This window comes from Streptomyces sp. UC4497 (assembly GCF_054871485.1).
This window is the reverse complement of sequence record NZ_JBTYHB010000024.1, coordinates 18,781-36,463: the sequence shown is the minus strand read 5'-3', so window position 1 is coordinate 36,463 and position 17,683 is coordinate 18,781. Positions and strand designations below refer to the sequence as shown.

Sequence of the window (17,683 nt, the reverse complement as noted above, 5' to 3'; positions counted from 1 at the left end):
GCGGACTAGCTCTTGGCCGCCGCGGCCTTGGACTTGGCCACCTTGGGTGCGGGGACCGTCTTGGCCGCGTCCTCGGCAGGAGCGGCCTCCGCCGCCGCGTCCGCGGCCGGCTCGGTGCTCGGCTCTTCCGGACGGACGCCGACGCCCAGCTTCTCCTTGATCTTCTTCTCGATCTCGTTGGCCAGGTCGGGGTTGTCCTTCAGGAAGTTGCGCGCGTTCTCCTTGCCCTGGCCGAGCTGGTCGCCCTCGTACGTGTACCAGGCGCCGGCCTTGCGGACGAAGCCGTGCTCCACGCCCATGTCGATCAGGCCGCCCTCGCGGGAGATGCCCTGCCCGTAGAGGATGTCGAATTCGGCCTGCTTGAAGGGCGGCGCGACCTTGTTCTTGACGACCTTGACGCGGGTGCGGTTGCCGACCGCGTCCGTGCCGTCCTTCAGGGTCTCGATACGGCGGATGTCGATACGCACCGAGGCGTAGAACTTCAGCGCGCGACCACCGGTCGTGGTCTCCGGCGAGCCGAACATCACGCCGATCTTCTCGCGCAGCTGGTTAATGAAAATCGCGGTGGTCTTGGACTGGTTGAGCGCGCTGGTGATCTTTCGGAGCGCCTGGCTCATCAGGCGGGCCTGCAGACCCACGTGCGAGTCGCCCATCTCGCCCTCGATCTCCGCGCGCGGCACCAGGGCAGCGACGGAGTCGATGACGATCAGGTCGAGGGCGCCGGAACGGACCAGCATGTCGACGATCTCGAGAGCCTGCTCGCCGTTGTCCGGCTGGGACAGGATCAGGTTGTCGATGTCGACGCCGAGCTTCTTCGCGTACTCGGGGTCGAGCGCGTGCTCGGCGTCCACGAAGGCCACCTGGCCGCCGGCCTTCTGCGCGTTGGCCACGGCGTGCAGCGTCAGGGTCGTCTTACCGGAGGACTCCGGTCCGTACACCTCCACCACACGGCCACGCGGAATGCCACCGACGCCGAGCGCGACGTCGAGCGCGGTCGACCCGGTGGGGATGACCTCGATGGGCTCATTCGGCCGCTCGCCCATGCGCATCACTGCGCCCTTGCCGAACTGCCGTTCAATCTGTGCGAGCGCGGCGTCGAGCGCCTTCTCGCGGTCGGTTCCTGCCATGGGTTCCACCCGGTTTGCTTGAGTCGATCGCTTCACGCCAAAGACGCTAACGCCTGCCACTGACAATCGGCCTCGACGCCTGTCTCGCCTGTGGATAACTCGAGGCTCCTCGCCCGGCCACCTTCCCCGAATCCCTTGGAAACACTGGGAAAAGTAGCCCTGGACACTCCATAAGAATGGATGTTCGATTTTAGTGTCAAGCGCACCACGCGGGTCGGCGCGCCTCGACTACCGTGGCTCCGCATGACCCACACGTCGATCGAGATCACCGCCGAGCTGGTCCACGAGCTGCTCCACGAACAGCACCCCGACCTGGCCGATCGCCCCGTGAGACTCGGCGCCCGCGGGTGGGACAACCAACTGTGGCGCCTCGGCGACGACCTCGCCGTCCGGCTGCCCTGGGCCACCGGGTCCGCGGACGCGCTGCTGCGCAAGGAACACACCTGGCTCCCCGCGCTCGCCCCGCATCTCCCCTTGCCCGTTCCCGTCCCCCAGCACCTCGGTGAGCCCTCCGAGCGGTTTCCCCACCCCTGGATCGTCACCACCTGGGTACCGGGCTCGCCCGCCGACCGGGTCCCCGCCACCGCCGCCGGGTCGGCCGACGTCCTGGCCGCCTTCCTGACCGCTCTGCACCGGCCGGCCCCCGAGGGGGCACCGACCGGCCGCGACCGTGGGGGCCCGCCGGCCGAGCATGCCGAGGGATTCGCCCAGCAACTCTCCGAGGCCACCGGGCTCGGCCTGATCCCCGACCCTGACGCCGTCCGCGCGGTCTGGGAGGACGCCGCCGACGCTCCCGAGTGGTCGGGGCCGCCGCTGTGGCTCCACGCCGACCTGCATCCGGCCAACGTCCTCACCACGGACGGCACATTCTGCGGCGTGATCGACTTCGGTGACCTCTGCGTGGGCGATCCGGCCTGGGACCTCGCCGCCGCCTGGCTGCTGCTGCCGGACGGCGCCACCGAACGCTTCCACAGCGCCTACCGGCCGACCCCCGACGCCGCCACCCTGCGCCGCGCCCGCGGCTGGGCCGTCATGAAGGCCCTGGTCTGCATCCTCATCGGGCACGCGGGCGACCACGGCCGCCCCGGCGGCAAGCCCTCCTGGGGACCGCCCGGACACGCCTCGCTCCGCCGCCTCGTCGCGTCGGCCGCGCGAGCCTGAGGCGAGCTACCGGTCGCCGGAATCCGGTTCCTTCACGACGCGCCGCATCCGCACCCAGAGAGACGACCCACGTCTGCGGTGCCCGTGCACGCGCGGGTCGTCGGTGACGTCGTAGCGCTTCACGTACGCCCCCAGGAACGCCTGCAGCGTCGCGACGGCCGGGATCGAGATCAGGGCACCGACGGCCCCCAGGAGCGCGGTGCCCGCGATGACCGAACCGAAGGCGACCGCCGGGTGGATGTCCACCGTCTTCGCGGTCAGCTTCGGCTGCAGCACGTAGTTCTCGAACTGCTGGTAGACGACTACGAAGACGAACACCCACAGCGCGTACCAGGGGTCCACGGTGAAGGCGATCAGCATCGGCAGGGCGCCCGCCAGGTACGTGCCGATGGTCGGGATGAACTGCGAGACGAGCCCCACCCACACGGCGAGCACCGGCGCGTACGGGACGCCGAGCGCCGCGAGCAGGACGTAGTGCGCGACCCCGGAGATCAGCGCCATGAGGCCACGCGAGTAGAGGTACCCACCGGTCTTGTCGACGGCGATCTCCCAGGCGCGCAGCACCTCGGCCTGCTTGGCGGGCGGCAGGACCGAGCACAGCGCACGCCGCAGGCGCGGGCCGTCGGCGGCGAAGTAGAACGAGAACAGCAGAACCGTCAGGAGCTGGAACAGCCCGCCGAGCACCTGCGTGGAGACGTCCAGGACACCGGTGGCGCTGTTCTGGACGTACTTCTGGAGCCAGTCCGAGTGCAGCAGGCTGTCCTGCACCTCGACCCTGTTGAGATCCGTGTGGAACGTGTCGTTGACCCAGCTGATGAGCTGGTCGAGGTACTTCGGGAAGTCGTCGAACATGTCCACGATCTGGCCCGCGAGCATCGACCCGAGCAGCACGACGAAACCCGCGCTCACGGCCGTCACCGCGAGGAACACCAGGAAGGTGGCGAAACCCCGGCGCAGCCCGCGCGCCGCCATCCTGCTGACCGCGGGCTCCACGGCGAGCGCCAGGAAGAACGCGATCAACACGTTGGTCAGCAGCCCGATCAGCTGGTGGAAGGCCCAATAGCCCAGCTGGTAGCAGGCGATGAGGGCCAGGGCGAGCACCATGGCGCGCGGCAGCCAGCGCGGCATCCTCGCGCGCGGAGTCGGCGCCGAACCCGGCGGCCGCTCGGGCGGCGTCGTGCCGGGCGGCGCGGCGTCGTCCGCCACCTGGAAGGTTTCGTCTGTCGGTGCTGGCACGCTGCCAGTCTCGCCCACGCCGCCGACAATCGGCGGCCGCCCCCGTTCCGTCACTCTTCAGCGCTTCTCGTCCGGTACGTCCATCGCTGTGCACACGACACGCCAGACTTCCTTGGCCTCCCAGCCCGCGTCGAGCGCCTGGTGGACCGTTCGCCCGCCGAGCCCCGCCATCACATGATCACGCGCGAACGTGTCGGAGTAACCGGATCCGAAATGATCCGTCATTCGCTGCCAGAAGACCGTCAACCGCATGCGTCCAGTATCCCGCCCCTGAGAGTGCAGCCGTGCTCGGGAGGCTTACCGAGAACGCTTTCCGTCCTACGGTCGGTGCATGGCCGAAACCGGAGCTTCCCCACTCCCCCCGTCGCCCCCGGCACGCTCCCCGCTCTCCCGTGCCGAGACATTCATCTGGCTGACCGCACGCGTCCTTGAACAGCGCCGCTTCGCCTATCACTTTTTGGACGGCTCACCCACGGCGGCCGACGCCGTCGAGACGGCGCTGGCCGCGTACCGCAACGAGGACGAGGGCTACGGGCACGCCCTCGAACCGGACCTGCGCGGCCCGGTCAGCCAGCCCCTGCACACCGGGCACGCGCTGCGCGTCCTCGACTCGATCGGGCGGTGCTCGGGTCAGCGCGTGGAGCGGGTGTGCCGCTACCTGACCGCCGTCTCCACTCCGGAAGGCGCGCTTCCGGCGGTGCATCCCAGCCAACGCGGCTATCCCTGCGCCCCGTTCATCCCGGTGGTGGACGACCCGCCGAGCGAGCTGCTGGCCACCGGGCCCGTCGTCGGCCTGCTGCACCGCAACGAGGTGTGGCACGCCTGGCTGTTCCGGGCCACCGACTTCTGTTGGTCGGCCGTCGAGTCCCTGAAGACATCTCACCCGTACGAGGTCCAGGCCGCGGTCGCCTTCCTGGACAGCGCACCCGACCGCCCGCGCGCGCGGGTCGCCGCCGACCGGCTCGGCCGCCTCGTGCGTGAGCAGCGGCTCGCGGTGCTCGATCCGGAGCGCAGGGAGGACTACCCGGTCGCGCCCGGCTACGCGCCGGACGAGCACCACTTCCCGTACGACTTCGCCAAGGCGCCCGAGTCGCTGGCCCGGTCCTGGTTCACCGACGAGGAGATGGCCCGTTCGCTCGACCATCTGGTGAGCGAGCAGCAGGAGGACGGCGGGTGGCCGATCAATTGGCGACAGTGGGCGCCGACGACCGCCATGGAGGCGCGCCCCATGGTGACCATCGACGCGCTGCGTACGCTGCGCGCCTACGGACGCCCCTTGTAGGGCTGCTTGTAGTGCCGCCGTTGTCGTGCCGCGGCCCTCTGGAGTACCGCGTTCCCGCTCAGTGATCCGCGTCGCGCAGGAGCAGCGCCGCGATGGCCAGAGCCGTGCCGCGCGGTGAGGACAGTTCGATGCCGGTCCACTCGGCGATCTTCGCCAGCCGGTTGTCGACCGTGTTCGGGTGCAGCCCGAGCGCTTCGGCGGTGGCCCTGCGGTCCTGTTGGTGGCTCAGATGCGTGCGAAGCGTCTCCAGGAGCTCCGGCCGCTCGGCGACGGGGTCGAGGAGAGCGGCGATGAGGTGGCTGCTCTCGTTGCGCCGGGAGAGGTGGTACTCGAGCAGGACGTCGTCGAGGCGGTGCAGGCCCGGTGGCAGGCCGCACGCGCGCGTGATGCGCAGAACCTCGGTCGCGGTGCGTGCCGCGTCGGGTATGAGCTCGGGGCCGTCCGCCCGCACCGCGGCCACCCGCACGGGTAGGCCGCTCGCCCGGCTCAGGTGGTGCGGCAGGTCGGCGGGCGGCGGGCAGTCCTCCGGGACGACGACCCGTCCCCCGCCGCCGTCCAGGAGCGTGAGCACGGCCGCACCGAAAGTGCGGTCCAGGACGCTCTGCAGCCGACGCAGCCGGCGGCGCACCGCGACGGGCCCCTCCGACGGAACCGCGTCCGTGCCGAGTGCGAGCACGTGGGCGGGCCCCGTGAGCCGGAGCTGGTCGAGGAGCACGTGTCCGGGCGGGACCATCCCGTCGAGCAGCCCGCGGACCAACGACCGCCGCTGCGCGTGCTGTTCGGCCTCAAGGGCGGACCGTTCGTCCAGGTACGTCTCCGCGACCGATCCGACGACTCCGGGCTGGACCCGCAACAGGAGGTCGACGAGTTCGACGAGGGCCGCCTCGTCGCCGGGCTCCGCCGCTTCGCGCAGCGCCCGCCACAGGACGTAGGAGCCGAGCGCGTGCGTACGCAGCAGGAGGTGCAGCGGCATGCCCTCCTCAGCGCGCTGAGCGGCCCTCTCACGGAACAACCGATGCCTTCCGGGCTGCTGCGTGTCCGGGTCGTCCACGTGGCGCAGGAACAGCCGTACGCCGTACCGCGCGGTCGCCGCGATCTCCAGGTCCTTCACGTCGTCCGGCAGCTCCGCGTAGCCGGGGAGTTCCTCGAAGGCCTCCCTGGCCATGCGCCGCGCCAGTTCGTTGACGCGCGGCTCGCAGCGCGCGGCGAGAGAACGCGCTTCCGGGGACAACGGCACGGTGGCCTCCACCGAGATCGGCTACAGGGCGCCCCATTGTGACGCGTCACAGCTCTGGGGTGATCCGGATGTGACGCGAAACGCTGTTCCGAGCCTCCCTGTGCGCCTTGACTCGGGGAACGCCGAAGAGCCACCCCTACCCGGAGGAGCCGCGCCCATGACCGAGCACAACACCGCACCGGAGGCGGCCGCGCGGAAGCCGGTGGACTACGCCGCCTACACGGACCGGGTCTGGAAGGGGACGGAGACGCTGCTGCCGCATCTCTCGGGCGCCTACACGGGGGACGAACTGGTGCGGCTGAGCCCGCGGGTGGGGTTCTTTCCCGCCTTCGCCAACGTGACCGTCTTTGACACCGGTGACGGCGCGGTGCTCGTCGATTCGGGCGACTTCCGTACGGCAGCGCAACTGCACACCGCGGTCAAGGGGTTCGGGGCGGGCCCGGTGCACTCCGTGGTGTACACGCACGGGCACGTGGATCACGTCTTCGGAGTGTTCCCCTTCGACAAGGAAGCGGAGCGAACCGGCACAGCGCGCCCCGAGGTGGTGGCTCACGAAGCCGTGTCCGCACGCTTCGACCGCTACATCCGGACGGCCGGCTACAACTCGTGGATCAACCGGCGGCAGTTCGGTGTGCCCTCCCTGGAGTGGCCCACCACGTACCGCTACCCGGACACCGTCTACCGGGACCGGCTGACGTTCCACCGCGGCGAGCTCACCTTCGAACTCGTCCACGCGCGCGGGGAGACCGACGACCACACCTACGTATGGGTGCCGGAGCTCAAGACACTGTGCACCGGCGATCTGTTCATCTGGAACACGCCGAACGCGGGCAACCCCCAGAAGGTGCAGCGCTACCCCGAGGACTGGGCGCGGGCCCTGCGCTCCATGCAGGAGCTGGGCGCGGAGCTGCTGCTGCCGGGGCACGGCGTGCCCATCATGGGCGTCGAACGCGTGAACCGCGCCCTGAACGACACCGCGCGCTTCCTGGAGTCGCTCTGCGAGCAGACACGGGAGCTGATGAACGCGGGACACCGGCTCGACACGGTCATCCACGAGGTGAAGGTCCCCGAAGAACTTCTGTCCCGCCCATACCTCCACCCCGCCTATGACGAGCCGGAGTTCGTCGTCCGGAACCTGTGGCGCCTGTGGGGCGGCTGGTACGACCAGAACCCGGCCCACCTCAAGCCCGCCCCGGAGGCAGCCGTCGCGGCCGAGTACGCGCGCGCGGCGGGCGGCGCCGCGGCACTGGCCGAGCGGGCACGGGAGTTGCTAGCCGCGGGCGACGCACGGCTCGCCTCGCATCTGGCGGAGACAGCGGCCCTGGCGGCCCCCACGGATCCCGAAGTGGCACGCACGCGTGCCGAGGTGTACGCGCGGCGGGCGGGCAAGGAGACCTCGACCATGGCGCGCGGCGTCTACGCCTGGGCGGCCGCCGAGTCCGCCGCGGTGGCCGAAGGCACGGACGTCGCGACGGAGTTGACGCGTTCCCCCGAGGGCCGCAAGCGGGCCGGGGGCGCGATCAGCGTCGGCGTGGTCGGCGACGAGGACGGATGCTGCTGATGCGCGGGGCATGGCGCACCACATGGCTGCTGCTCGCCTTCATGGTGGTGAACTTCGCGGACAAGGCTGTCCTGGGGCTCGCGGGTCCCGAGATCCGGGCGGACTTCGGCATCAGCCGCCAGGAGTTCGGCACCGCGCAGTCGGCGTTCTTCGCGCTGTTCTCGGTCGCGGCCCTCGGCGTCTCGGCCCTCACGAAGCGGGTCCGCACGACGCCGTTGCTCCTGGGGCTCGCCCTGCTGTGGTCGGCGGCGCAGCTGCCGATGCTGTGGGGCGCGGCGGGCTTCGGCACGCTGGTGGCCACCCGCGTCCTTCTGGGCGCCGCCGAGGGGCCGGCGTCGCCGGTCGCGATGCATCACGTGCACGGCTGGTTTCCGCAGCGCGAGCGGGCGCTGCCGACCGCGCTGCTGCTCGTCGGCGCCGCGGCCGGGGTCGCGGTGGCCGCGCCCGCGCTGAGCTGGGTGATCACCCACTGGGGCTGGCGCTGGTCGTTCGGCGCGGTGGGTCTGGTCGGCCTCGTCTGGGCGGCGGTGTGGCTCCTGTGGGGCAAGGAGGGCCCCCTGGCCCCGAGCGTCGGCAAGGAGGCGGAGCAGGCGCAGCAGAACAGCTTCACGGTGCCGCTGCGCCGCGTCCTGTTGTCGCCCACGTTCCTCACCGCGGCCTTCGGTTCGTTCGCCGCCTACTGGTCGATGAGTGCGACGCTCACCTGGGCGCCGGACTACATGGAGAACGTCATGGGCTGGGATCTGCACCAGGCGAGCACCATGGTCGGCGCGGGTGCCGTCGCCCATGGCGCCGTCCTCCTGGTGCACGGGCTGCTGGCGCGGCGCTCGGCCCTGAGGGGCACGCCGCCCCGCTTCCCTGTAGGCGCGGGTGCGGGCCTCCTTGTCGCGCTCTCGGGCTGTGCGACAGCTCTGTTCGGCCTGTCCGACTCCCAGGTCGTGAAGGTGCCGATGATGCTGGGGCCGATGGCGCTCGCCATGGTGATGCTCACCGTCGCGGCGACGGCCTGCTCCCGTATCGCACCCCCGGTCCAACGCGGCACGGTCCTCGGCGCACTGACCTGTGTGTACGCCCTCGGGGGCATCGTCTCGCCGCTCGTCCTGGGGCGCTTGGTGGACGGCGCCGCCACCGTGTCGGCGGGCTATGAGCACGGCTGGCTGCTGACCGCGGCCCTCTTGGTGACGGGCGGCGTCCTCGCGGCCGTCTTCTGCCGCCCCGAGCGCACGGCGGGGCAGCTCGGCGTCCCGGAGACCCCGGCCGCCCTCCCCGCGCACCAGGTCACCCCGTAAGGGCCCGCATCCCCGCGGTGACCGCCACGGCCACCGCGACCACCACCAGGAACGGCGCCCGCAGCACGAGCGCGACGGCGGCCGCGGCGAGCCCGGCCGCCCTGGCGTCGAGGACCAGCACGCGTCCGTCCGCGAAGGTCTGCTGGGCCGTGAGGGCGGCCAGCAGGGCGACCGGGAGCAGCGCTGAAAGGCGCTTCACCACGGGCCGTTCCAGGGCGCCCGCGGGCACCAGCAGACCGATCAGTTTCACGGCGTAGCAGCCGACCGCGGTGACCGCGATGGCGATCCAGACGTTCAACGGTCTTCTCCTTGTGGTGCGTCGGAGGCCGCGGCGCGGCGGCGTCCCTCTACGTAGAGCACGGCCGGGGCAGCGAGCGCGGCAACCAGCACCGGCGCTCCGGCCGGCAGCACGGGCAGCAGTCCGAGCATCAGAACGACGGCGAGCCCGGCTACGGCGCGGTCCGTGGTGGACTTCAGCATCGGCGCGAGCAGCGCAAGGAACACCGCGGGCCCGGCCGCGTCGAGGCCCCAGGCATCGGTGTCGCCGATGGCCTCGGCGCCCAGGGCACCGGCCAGCGTGGTGAGGTTCCACAGCACGTACAGGCTCAGTCCCGTGACGGTGAAACCGAGCCGCACGCCGCGTCGCGTCGGCTGTGCCAGCGCGACGGCCGATGTCTCGTCGATGATCCAGTGCGCGGCGAACGGCCGCACCGCGCGCGGAAGGGCGAGCAGCTGGGACAGGCGCAGTCCGTAGAACGCGTTGCGCACGCCCAGGAAGAACGCTCCCGCGGCGGCGGTGAGCGGGTTGCCGCCGGCCGCGAGCGCCCCGACGAGCGCGAACTGCGAGGCCCCCGTGAAGACCAGGAGGCTGAGCGCGCAGGTCTGCAGCACGCTGAGCCCGCTCCCGGCCGAGGTCACCCCAAAGGCGAACCCGGAAAGGCCTACGGCGACTCCGACACCGAGCGCGTCACGGACGACGGCGGAGTCCGGCTTGCTTACAGCGCCTGTGCGCCCCTGGTCGGGAGGGTCAGCCGCTGCTGTACGTATGTCTGTGGGTGTTGTCTTGTCTGCCACGCCTCGCACGGTACGAGGAGGGCCGGGTCCGGTTCTTGTACGTTCTTGCGCTCGCGCTGGTACGCGCCCGGCGGCACCCCGACGATCCGGGTGAAGTGCCGGTTCAGGTGCGGCTGGTCGGTGAAGCCGAGGGCCACGGCGGCATCGGCGGGCGCCGTCCCCGCCTCCAGGAGCCGCCGTGCCACGCGCACCCGCGCGTTGGTGAGCCAGGTGTGCGGCGGCATCCCGTACGCGTCGCGAAAAGCCCGCAGCAGCGCGAAGGGGCTGGTGCCGAGCTCGGCCGCGAGTGCCTCCAGGGACGGCGGGTCCGCCAGACGCTCTTCGAGGACTTCGCGCGCGCGGGACGCGACCGTGGACCCCGCGGACCGCCGGGGCCGCGGCACGAGGGAGGCCCCGTGGGCCCGGAGCAGCCGGGCGAGCACGATCCTGAGGAGGCTGTCGGCGGCCAGCGCGTTGCCCTGCTCCGCCGCCCTGTGCACCTCGTTGATCATCTGCGAGGCCCCGGGGTCGGTGACGATCGGTTCACCGAAGACCGCGGTGCCGCGCACCGTGCCGGTCTCGGCAGCGATCTCGGCGACGACGTCCGCCGACGGATAGAGCGTGGCGTACGCCCAGCCGTCGGGCCCGCCCGACCGCGCCGTGTGCGCCACTTCCGGGTTGAGCAGGACGACGCTGCCGGGCCCCGCGTGCAAGGTGCCGTCGGCCAGGCCGACCTCCTCGACCCCGCGCGTGACCGCGCCGATCACGAAGCCGTCGTGGCTGTGGCGGGGGAAGGTGTGCCGGACGTAGCGGGCCCGCAGCAGGTCGAGCCCCGGCAGCTGCTCATAGCGCCAGTGCCGCGCCCATTCGCCCTTCCCCGCTGTCCGTGCCATGGCCCCATTCTGCGTCAGGACCACCTCGGTCTGCGTCGCGGCCACCCAGGCGAACGACCCGTTTCCGCAGCTCACCGCCATTGTCAGTGGCGGGGTGCAGGATGGGGGCATGGTCAGCTCCAGGCAAGGGGCCCACAACGCCTCGCAGGCCCTCAGTGGCTTCTCCCCAGCGACCCGCGGTTGGTTCACGGGGGCCTTTTCCGCGCCCACAGCCGCACAAGCGGGTGCGTGGAAGGCGATCGGCGAGGGTTCGGACGTGCTGGTCGTCGCGCCCACCGGCTCGGGCAAGACGCTCGCCGCGTTCCTCGCCGCGCTCGACCAGCTCGCCTCGACACCCCCTCCGGCCGACCCGAAGAAGCGCTGCCGGGTCCTGTACGTGTCCCCGCTGAAGGCCCTCGCGGTGGACGTGGAGCGCAATCTGCGCAGCCCGCTCACCGGTATCCGCCAGGAAGCCGTCCGCCTGGGCCTGCCCGAGCCCGAGGTGAAGGTCGGCATCCGCTCCGGCGACACCCCGCCCGCCGAGCGCCGCGCGCTGGCCACGCGCCCGCCGGACATCCTCATCACGACGCCGGAGTCGCTGTTCCTGATGCTGACGTCGGCCACGCGCGACGCGCTGGCGGGCATCGACACGGTGATCCTGGACGAGGTGCACGCAGTGGCGGGCACCAAGCGCGGCGCCCACCTGGCCCTCTCCCTGGAGCGGCTCGACGAGCTGCTGCCCCGCCCGGCCCGCCGCATCGGCCTGTCCGCGACGGTCCGGCCGGTCGACGAGGTGGCGCGCTATCTCTCGCCGCAGCGCCGGGTGGAGGTCGTCCAGCCGCCGTCCGGCAAGGAGTTCGACCTGTCGGTGGTCGTCCCCGTGGAGGATCTCGGCGAGCTCGGCGGCTCCCCGGTGGCCGATTCCGACCAGGGAGCCGAGCGCCCCTCGATCTGGCCCTCCGTGGAGGAGCGGATCACGGACCTGATCGAGGCCCACCGCTCGACGATCGTGTTCGCCAACTCCCGCCGTCTGGCGGAGCGCTTGTGCAACCGCCTGAACGAGATCGCCTACGAGCGCGCCACGGGCGAGCCCCTTCCCGAGGACCACTCCCCGGCCGAGCTGATGGCGGAATCCGGCGCCGCGAAGGGCGCTCCCCCGGTCATCGCGCGCGCCCACCACGGCTCGGTCTCCAAGGAGCAGCGCGCACTGGTCGAGGAGGACCTGAAGGCGGGCCGGCTGCCCGCCGTGGTCGCCACGTCGAGCCTGGAGCTGGGCATCGACATGGGAGCGGTCGACCTCGTCGTTCAGGTGGAGTCGCCCCCGTCCGTCGCGTCCGGGCTGCAGCGCGTGGGGCGTGCGGGCCACCAGGTGGGCGCGGTTTCCACGGGCGTCGTGTTCCCGAAGTACCGCGGTGACCTGGTGCAGTCGGCGGTCGTGACCGAGCGCATGCGTTCGGGCGCCATCGAGTCGTTGCGCCTCCCGGCGAACCCGCTGGATGTGCTCGCCCAGCAGTTGGTCGCGATGACGGCCCTGGACACCTGGCAGGTCGACGATCTGTTGGCGCTGGTCCGCCGGGCCGCCCCCTTCGCCTCGCTGCCCGAGTCCGCGTTCACGGGTGTGCTCGACATGCTGGCGGGCCGCTACCCCTCCGACGCCTTCGCCGAGCTGCGGCCGCGCGTCGTCTGGGACCGCGTCGCCGGCACCGTCACGGGCCGCCCCGGAGCGCAGCGCCTCGCCGTCACCTCCGGGGGTACGATCCCCGACCGCGGCCTCTTCGGAGTCTTCCTCGCGGGAGCCGACCCCAAGAAGGGCGGCGGCCGCGTCGGCGAGCTCGACGAGGAGATGGTCTACGAGTCCCGGGTCGGGGACGTGTTCACGCTCGGCACCAGTTCCTGGCGCATCGAGGACATCACGCGCGACCGCGTCCTCGTCTCGCCCGCCCCTGGCGTCCCCGGCCGGCTCCCGTTCTGGAAGGGCGACCAGCTGGGCCGCCCGCTCGAACTGGGCCGTGCGCTGGGCGCGTTCCTGCGCGAGGTCGGCTCCCAGAAGCCCGACGACGCGCGCGTGCGCCTCACGGAGGCCGGACTCGACGAGTGGGCGGCGAACAACGTGCTGTCGTACCTCGCCGAGCAGCGCGAGGCCTGCGGCCACATCCCCGACGACCGCACGATCGTGGTCGAGCGGTTCCGGGACGAGCTGGGCGACTGGCGCGTCGTCGTCCACTCCCCGTTCGGCGCCCAGGTGCACGCTCCGTGGGCGCTGGCCCTCGGCGCCCGGCTGAGCGAGAAGTACGGCATGGACGCCCAGGTGATGCACGCCGACGACGGCATCGTGCTGCGCCTCCCGGACGCCGACCTGATGGGCCTGGACCTCCTCGACCAGGAACCCGCCAAGCCCGGCATGGAGTACGACGACGAGCAGGCCCCCATCGGAGCGGCCGACGTCGCCTTCGACAAGGGTGACGTGGACCAGATCGTCACCGACCAGGTGGGCGGCTCCGCCCTGTTCGCCTCGCGCTTTCGCGAGTGCGCCGCCCGCGCGCTGCTGCTGCCCCGCCGCAACCCGGGCAAGCGCACCCCGCTGTGGCAGCAGCGCCAGCGCGCGTCCCAACTGCTCCAGGTGGCGAGCGAGTTCGGCTCGTTCCCCATCGTCCTGGAAGCGATCCGCGAGTGCCTCCAGGACGTCTTCGACGTACCGGGCCTCGCCGAGCTGATGGGCGACATCGAGTCCCGCAAGGTCCGCCTCGTCGAGGTCACCACCCCGGAGGCGTCCCCCTTCGCCCGCTCGCTGCTGTTCGGTTATGTGGCGCAGTTCCTGTACGAGGGCGACTCCCCGCTGGCCGAGCGCCGCGCGGCCGCGCTGTCCCTGGACTCCCGCCTGCTCGCCGAGCTCCTCGGCCAGGCCGAGCTGCGCGAGCTGCTCGACGCGGAGGTCCTTGCGGAGCTCGAGCAGGAGCTGCAGTGGCGCACTGAGGACCGTCGCATCAAGGACGAGGAAGGCGTCGCGGACCTGCTGCGCATGCTCGGTCCGCTCACGGACGAGGAGTTGGCCGAGCGGGGCGCCGAGCCCGGCTGGGCCGAGAGCCTGGCGGGCGCCCGGCGCGCCATCCGCGTACGCATCGCGGGCACCGAGCACTGGGCGGCGATCGAGGACGCGGGCCGCCTGCGCGACGCCCTGGGCACGGCGCTTCCGGTCGGCGTCCCCGAAGCCTTCACCGAGCCGGTCAAGGACCCGCTCGGTGACCTCCTGGCCCGCTTCGCCCGCACACACGGCCCGTTCACCTCCACGCAGGCTGCAGCCCGCTTCGGCCTCGGCGCCGCGGTCACGGAGGGCGCGCTCCAGCGTCTGGCCGCCAACGGCCGTGTCGTACAGGGCGAGTTCCACCCGGCGGGCATCGGCCAGGAGTGGTGCGACGCCACGGTCCTGCGCAGGCTGCGCCGCCGCTCGCTGGCCGCACTGCGCCATGAGCTGGAGCCGGTGCCGCCCGCGGCGCTCGCCCAGTTCCTGCCCCAGTGGCAGCACGTGGGCGGGCACGGCCTGCGCGGGGTCGACGGCCTGGTCCGAGCGGTCGAACAGCTCCAGGGCGCCTCGGTACCCGCCTCCGCCCTGGAGAAGCTCGTCCTGCCCTCGCGCGTCTCCGGCTACGCGCCCGCGCTCCTCGACGAACTCACGGCATCCGGCGAGGTCCTGTGGGCCGGCGCGGGATCGCTGCCCGGCAAGGACGGCTGGGTCAGCCTCTACCTCGCCGACACGGCCCCGCTGCTCCTCCCGCCCCCGCACCCCTTGGAGCTCACGCCGCTCCACCAGGCGGTCCTGGACGCGCTCTCCGGCGGCTACGGCCTGTTCTTCCGCCAGATCGCCAACCAGGTCCGCGCCGCCTCCTTCCCTCAAGGCCTTGAGGGCCAAAGAGGGGTTCCCTTCGAGGTCACGGACCCCCAACTGGCCGATGCCCTCTGGGAGCTGGCCTGGTCGGGCCGCCTCACGAACGACACACTGGCCCCGATGCGCGCCGTCCTCGGCTCCGGCCGCACCGCAGGCTCCACCGCGCACCGGGCCCGCAGAGCCGTGCCGCGCGGCCGCTACGGAGGCCTCACGGCGGGCGCCCGGCCCACGTCACGTACCGGTCCGCCCACGGTCGCGGGACGCTGGTCGCTGCTGCCCGCCCCGGAGCCCGACCCGACCGTGCGCGCCCACACACTGGCCCGCACGCTCCTCGACCGCCACGGAGTGGTCACCCGGGGAGCGGTGGCCGCCGAAGGCGTCGAGGGCGGCTTCTCGGCGACGTACCGGGTCCTGTCCGTCTTCGAGGAGAGCGGCCAGGCACGGCGTGGCTACGTGGTGGAGGGTCTCGGCGCGGCGCAGTTCGCGATGGACGGCGCCGTGGACCGCCTGCGCGCGGCGGCGAACGCGCAGGAGCGCGGCTCCGCGCCCCCGGATCCGTACGCCCCGGTGGACGCCCCCACCGGCAGGGGCAGGGCCACCGCGCCCCGCGCCCTCGTCCTGGCGGCGGCCGACCCGGCCAACGCGTACGGGGCCGCTCTGCCCTGGCCCGATCCGCCCACCGGCGCGGGCCAGAAGCCCGGGCACAAGCCGGGGCGCAAGGCGGGCTCCCTGGTGGTCCTGGTCGACGGCGAGCTGACGCTCTACATGGAGCGCGGCGGCAAGACCCTCCTGGCCTGGTCCGCGTCCGACCAGGCCCACGCCGCCCCGGCTTCCGAAGCGGCCGGCACCGCGACCGGAGCGCGCACCGCGAGCCCCGCCCTCACCCCCGCCCAGGTGGCTGAGGACCCCCGCGTGCCCGCCGCCGCGCAGGCACTCGCCGAGGCAGCCCGCTCCGGCGCCCTCGGCACCATCACGGTCGAGCGCGTCAACGCGGAATCCGCGCTCACCTCCCCGTACGCCCCTCTCCTGGAAGGAGCCGGATTCCACGCGACACCACGCGGCCTGCGCCTGCGCGCGTGACACCAACCCCTGCCCCTGCCTGGCCCACAGCCCCTGCGGCGATTGAGCAGCGGGGTCCGAGGCAGAGCCCCGTGTCGTTCCCCACACCGCACACTACGCACCGCGCCCCGCCCACTCCGCCCCACACCCGCCTACCCTGACCCCATGCCCGAAGGAGACACGGTCGCGCAGGCGGCGAAGCGGCTGCACAGCGCCCTCGCGGGCCAGGTACTCATCCGCTCCGACCTGCGTGTCCCTCGGTACGCCACAGCAGACCTCACCGGGCGCACAGTCCTGGACGTCACCCCGCGCGGCAAGCATCTGCTGACCCGGATCGAGGGCGGCCTCACCCTCCACTCGCACCTGCGGATGGACGGCTCGTGGAAGATCTACGCGCCGGGCGAGCGCTGGCGCGGCGGTCCGTCCCACCAGATCCGCGCGATCCTCGGCACCGAGACCCGCACCGCGGTCGGCTACCGGCTCCCGGTCCTGGAACTGCTGCGCACCACCGAGGAGTCCAAGGCCGTCGGCCACCTGGGCCCGGACCTCCTCGGCCCGGACTGGGACCCGGACACCGCGCTGCGCAACCTCCTCACCGACCCCGCCCGCCCCCTCGGCGAGGCCCTCCTCGACCAGCGCAACCTCGCGGGCATCGGGAACATCTACAAGTCCGAGCTCTGCTTCCTCCTGCGCGTCACCCCGTGGCTCCCGGTCGGCGAGCTGCCCGCCGAGACCTCCGACCGGCTCCCCCTCCTCGCGAAGAAACTGCTCGAGGCCAACCGCGACCGCCCGGCCCGCGTCACCACAGGCCGCCCCCGCCCCGACGAACGCCTCTACGTCTACGGCCGCTCCCACCGCCCGTGCCTGCGCTGCCGCACCCCCATCCGCACGGCGAACCAGGGCGACGGCTCCCGCGAACGCCCCACGTACTGGTGCCCCCACTGCCAACAGGGCCCGGCCCCCACGGCGTAGCCCACCTCTGACGCCCCCTCACAGTCGCCAAACAGAACCCACCGCACGACAATTGACGACCCGTCAGACGACCTCGTACGGTCCCTGCATGCCCCTCACTGCGTACGACCTCACCGGACGCACCGCATTCGTCACCGGCGCGGCGAGCGGCATCGGCCGCGCGTCGGCGACGCTCCTCGCGCAGGCCGGAGCCACCGTCCACTGCGCCGACCGCGACGCACAGGGCCTGCACGAGACCGCGGCCCTCATCAAGGAGAGCGGCGGCACGGCCCACACCCACACCGTCGACGTGGCCGACCACGCCCAGATCGCGGAAGCCGTCGCGAGCGCGAACACCACCTCCGGCGGCCTCGACATCATGGCCGCCATCGCCGGAGTCATGCACAACAGCACGGTCCTGGAGACCCGCGAAGAGGACCTGGACCGCGTGCTCGCCATCAACTTCAAGGGCGTTCTGTACGCCTGCCAGGAAGCGGCCCGCACCATGATCGCGGCCGGCACCCGCGGCAGCATCGTCACGATGGCCTCCGGCGCGATCGACACCGGCGGCCCGGGGCTGCTCTGCTACGGCGCGGCGAAGGCCGCCGTCGTCCAGCTCACGAAGACGCTGGCCACGGAGATCGGCGCGCACGGCATCCGCGTCAACGCGGTGGCGCCGGGCTGGATCCGTACGCCGATGACGTCCCGCCACGACGAGAGCGCGCAGGCCCACACCGAGGCCCTGATGGTGCGCATGGCGCCGCTCGGCCGGGTCGGCGAGGCGGAGGACATCGCGCACGCGGTGCTGCACCTCGCCTCGGACGCCGCGTCGTTCACGACCGGCCAGATCCTCCGCCCGAACGGGGGCGTCGCCATGCCCTGGTGACCTGCCGCCACACTCCGCCGGCGACCTCGCGCCCGGCGCGCACGGCCCGTGTCCGCACGCGCCGCGCGCCGTGTCGCCCGGGCGCC

At 72.4% G+C, this 17,683-nt stretch carries 14 protein-coding genes; 7 read left to right on the top strand and 7 right to left on the bottom strand.

Translation table 11 applies throughout. The features are described 5' to 3' along the window. Positions 1-5: 5 nt before the first annotated feature. Positions 6-1,127, bottom strand: coding sequence for a recombinase RecA (recA, locus tag ACYSUO_RS28170; RefSeq protein WP_461779043.1), 1,122 nt, complete (start codon positions 1,125-1,127; stop codon positions 6-8). A gap of 243 nt (positions 1,128-1,370) precedes the next feature. Here recA and ACYSUO_RS28165 point away from each other — a divergent pair, with 243 nt between their 5' ends. Beyond that, positions 1,371-2,288: an aminoglycoside phosphotransferase family protein gene (locus tag ACYSUO_RS28165; RefSeq protein ID WP_461779042.1), complete on the top strand. Its 918-nt coding sequence runs from the start codon at positions 1,371-1,373 to the stop codon at positions 2,286-2,288. A 6-nt stretch (positions 2,289-2,294) separates the two neighbouring features. Here the strand turns inward: ACYSUO_RS28165 and ACYSUO_RS28160 are convergent, their stop codons facing one another. Then, positions 2,295-3,494, bottom strand: coding sequence for an AI-2E family transporter (locus tag ACYSUO_RS28160; protein WP_461779105.1), 1,200 nt, complete (start codon positions 3,492-3,494; stop codon positions 2,295-2,297). Positions 3,495-3,581: 87 nt separating this feature from the next. Then, entirely contained in the window at positions 3,582-3,776 is a 195-nt protein-coding gene (locus tag ACYSUO_RS28155; RefSeq protein ID WP_327661199.1) for a DUF3046 domain-containing protein, read from the bottom strand. 79 nt (positions 3,777-3,855) lie between these two features. Here ACYSUO_RS28155 and ACYSUO_RS28150 point away from each other — a divergent pair, with 79 nt between their 5' ends. Next, a complete protein-coding gene (locus ACYSUO_RS28150) occupies positions 3,856-4,806 on the top strand; it encodes a hypothetical protein (protein ID WP_461779041.1) in 951 nt (316 codons plus the stop codon). A gap of 58 nt (positions 4,807-4,864) precedes the next feature. Here the strand turns inward: ACYSUO_RS28150 and ACYSUO_RS28145 are convergent, their stop codons facing one another. Beyond that, complete coding sequence (locus ACYSUO_RS28145; protein ID WP_461779040.1) at positions 4,865-6,043, bottom strand: PucR family transcriptional regulator; 1,179 nt, start codon at positions 6,041-6,043, stop codon at positions 4,865-4,867. Between the two features lie 157 nt (positions 6,044-6,200). Here ACYSUO_RS28145 and ACYSUO_RS28140 point away from each other — a divergent pair, with 157 nt between their 5' ends. Both ACYSUO_RS28140 and ACYSUO_RS28135 read left to right on the top strand, forming a co-directional pair. Beyond that, entirely contained in the window at positions 6,201-7,604 is a 1,404-nt protein-coding gene (locus tag ACYSUO_RS28140; protein WP_461779039.1) for an alkyl sulfatase dimerization domain-containing protein, read from the top strand. Beyond that, complete coding sequence (locus tag ACYSUO_RS28135; protein WP_461779038.1) at positions 7,595-8,893, top strand: MFS transporter; 1,299 nt, start codon at positions 7,595-7,597, stop codon at positions 8,891-8,893. Before ACYSUO_RS28140 ends, ACYSUO_RS28135 begins: the two co-directional genes overlap by 10 nt. Here the strand turns inward: ACYSUO_RS28135 and ACYSUO_RS28130 are convergent. The 3 genes from ACYSUO_RS28130 to ACYSUO_RS28120 are packed head-to-tail and all read right to left on the bottom strand — an operon-like array spanning position 8,883 to position 10,839. Next, the gene (locus ACYSUO_RS28130; RefSeq protein WP_426900125.1) at positions 8,883-9,191 is read right to left on the bottom strand and encodes an AzlD domain-containing protein; all 309 of its coding nucleotides are present in this window, start codon (positions 9,189-9,191) and stop codon (positions 8,883-8,885) included. The two genes, ACYSUO_RS28135 and ACYSUO_RS28130, sit on opposite strands and share 11 nt — an antisense overlap. Then, positions 9,188-9,940 (bottom strand): AzlC family ABC transporter permease, encoded by a 753-nt coding sequence (locus ACYSUO_RS28125; protein ID WP_461779104.1) that lies wholly within the window; start codon positions 9,938-9,940, stop codon positions 9,188-9,190. Before ACYSUO_RS28125 ends, ACYSUO_RS28130 begins: the two co-directional genes overlap by 4 nt. Beyond that, positions 9,889-10,839, bottom strand: a complete 951-nt coding sequence (locus ACYSUO_RS28120) for an AraC family ligand binding domain-containing protein (protein ID WP_461779037.1) — start codon at positions 10,837-10,839, stop codon at positions 9,889-9,891. The genes ACYSUO_RS28125 and ACYSUO_RS28120 overlap by 52 nt, the downstream gene beginning before the upstream one ends. 109 nt (positions 10,840-10,948) lie before the next feature. Here ACYSUO_RS28120 and ACYSUO_RS28115 point away from each other — a divergent pair, with 109 nt between their 5' ends. The 3 genes from ACYSUO_RS28115 to ACYSUO_RS28105 all read left to right on the top strand — a co-directional run bounded on the left by ACYSUO_RS28115 (position 10,949) and on the right by ACYSUO_RS28105 (position 17,597). Next, positions 10,949-15,781, top strand: a complete 4,833-nt coding sequence (locus ACYSUO_RS28115; RefSeq protein ID WP_461779036.1) for an ATP-dependent helicase — start codon at positions 10,949-10,951, stop codon at positions 15,779-15,781. Between the two features lie 144 nt (positions 15,782-15,925). Next, positions 15,926-16,732, top strand: a complete 807-nt coding sequence (locus tag ACYSUO_RS28110; protein ID WP_461779035.1) for an Fpg/Nei family DNA glycosylase — start codon at positions 15,926-15,928, stop codon at positions 16,730-16,732. 88 nt (positions 16,733-16,820) lie between these two features. After that, positions 16,821-17,597 carry an SDR family NAD(P)-dependent oxidoreductase gene (locus ACYSUO_RS28105; RefSeq protein ID WP_461779034.1) on the top strand — a complete coding sequence of 259 codons (777 nt, stop codon included), beginning with the start codon at positions 16,821-16,823 and terminating at the stop codon, positions 17,595-17,597. The last annotated feature ends 86 nt before the right edge of the window (positions 17,598-17,683 follow it).

Bases quoted from the DNA above. Each gene is read 5' to 3' on its own strand.
- recA (WP_461779043.1), bottom strand. From the start codon at position 1,127: ATGGCAGGAACCGACCGCGAGAAGGCGCTCGACGCCGCGCTCGCACAG.
- ACYSUO_RS28165 (WP_461779042.1), top strand. From the start codon at position 1,371: ATGACCCACACGTCGATCGAGATCACCGCCGAGCTGGTCCACGAGCTG.
- ACYSUO_RS28155 (WP_327661199.1), bottom strand. From the start codon at position 3,776: ATGCGGTTGACGGTCTTCTGGCAGCGAATGACGGATCATTTCGGATCC.
- ACYSUO_RS28150 (WP_461779041.1), top strand. From the start codon at position 3,856: ATGGCCGAAACCGGAGCTTCCCCACTCCCCCCGTCGCCCCCGGCACGC.
- ACYSUO_RS28140 (WP_461779039.1), top strand. From the start codon at position 6,201: ATGACCGAGCACAACACCGCACCGGAGGCGGCCGCGCGGAAGCCGGTG.
- ACYSUO_RS28135 (WP_461779038.1), top strand. From the start codon at position 7,595: ATGCTGCTGATGCGCGGGGCATGGCGCACCACATGGCTGCTGCTCGCC.
- ACYSUO_RS28120 (WP_461779037.1), bottom strand. From the start codon at position 10,839: ATGGCACGGACAGCGGGGAAGGGCGAATGGGCGCGGCACTGGCGCTAT.
- ACYSUO_RS28115 (WP_461779036.1), top strand. From the start codon at position 10,949: ATGGTCAGCTCCAGGCAAGGGGCCCACAACGCCTCGCAGGCCCTCAGT.
- ACYSUO_RS28110 (WP_461779035.1), top strand. From the start codon at position 15,926: ATGCCCGAAGGAGACACGGTCGCGCAGGCGGCGAAGCGGCTGCACAGC.
- ACYSUO_RS28105 (WP_461779034.1), top strand. From the start codon at position 16,821: ATGCCCCTCACTGCGTACGACCTCACCGGACGCACCGCATTCGTCACC.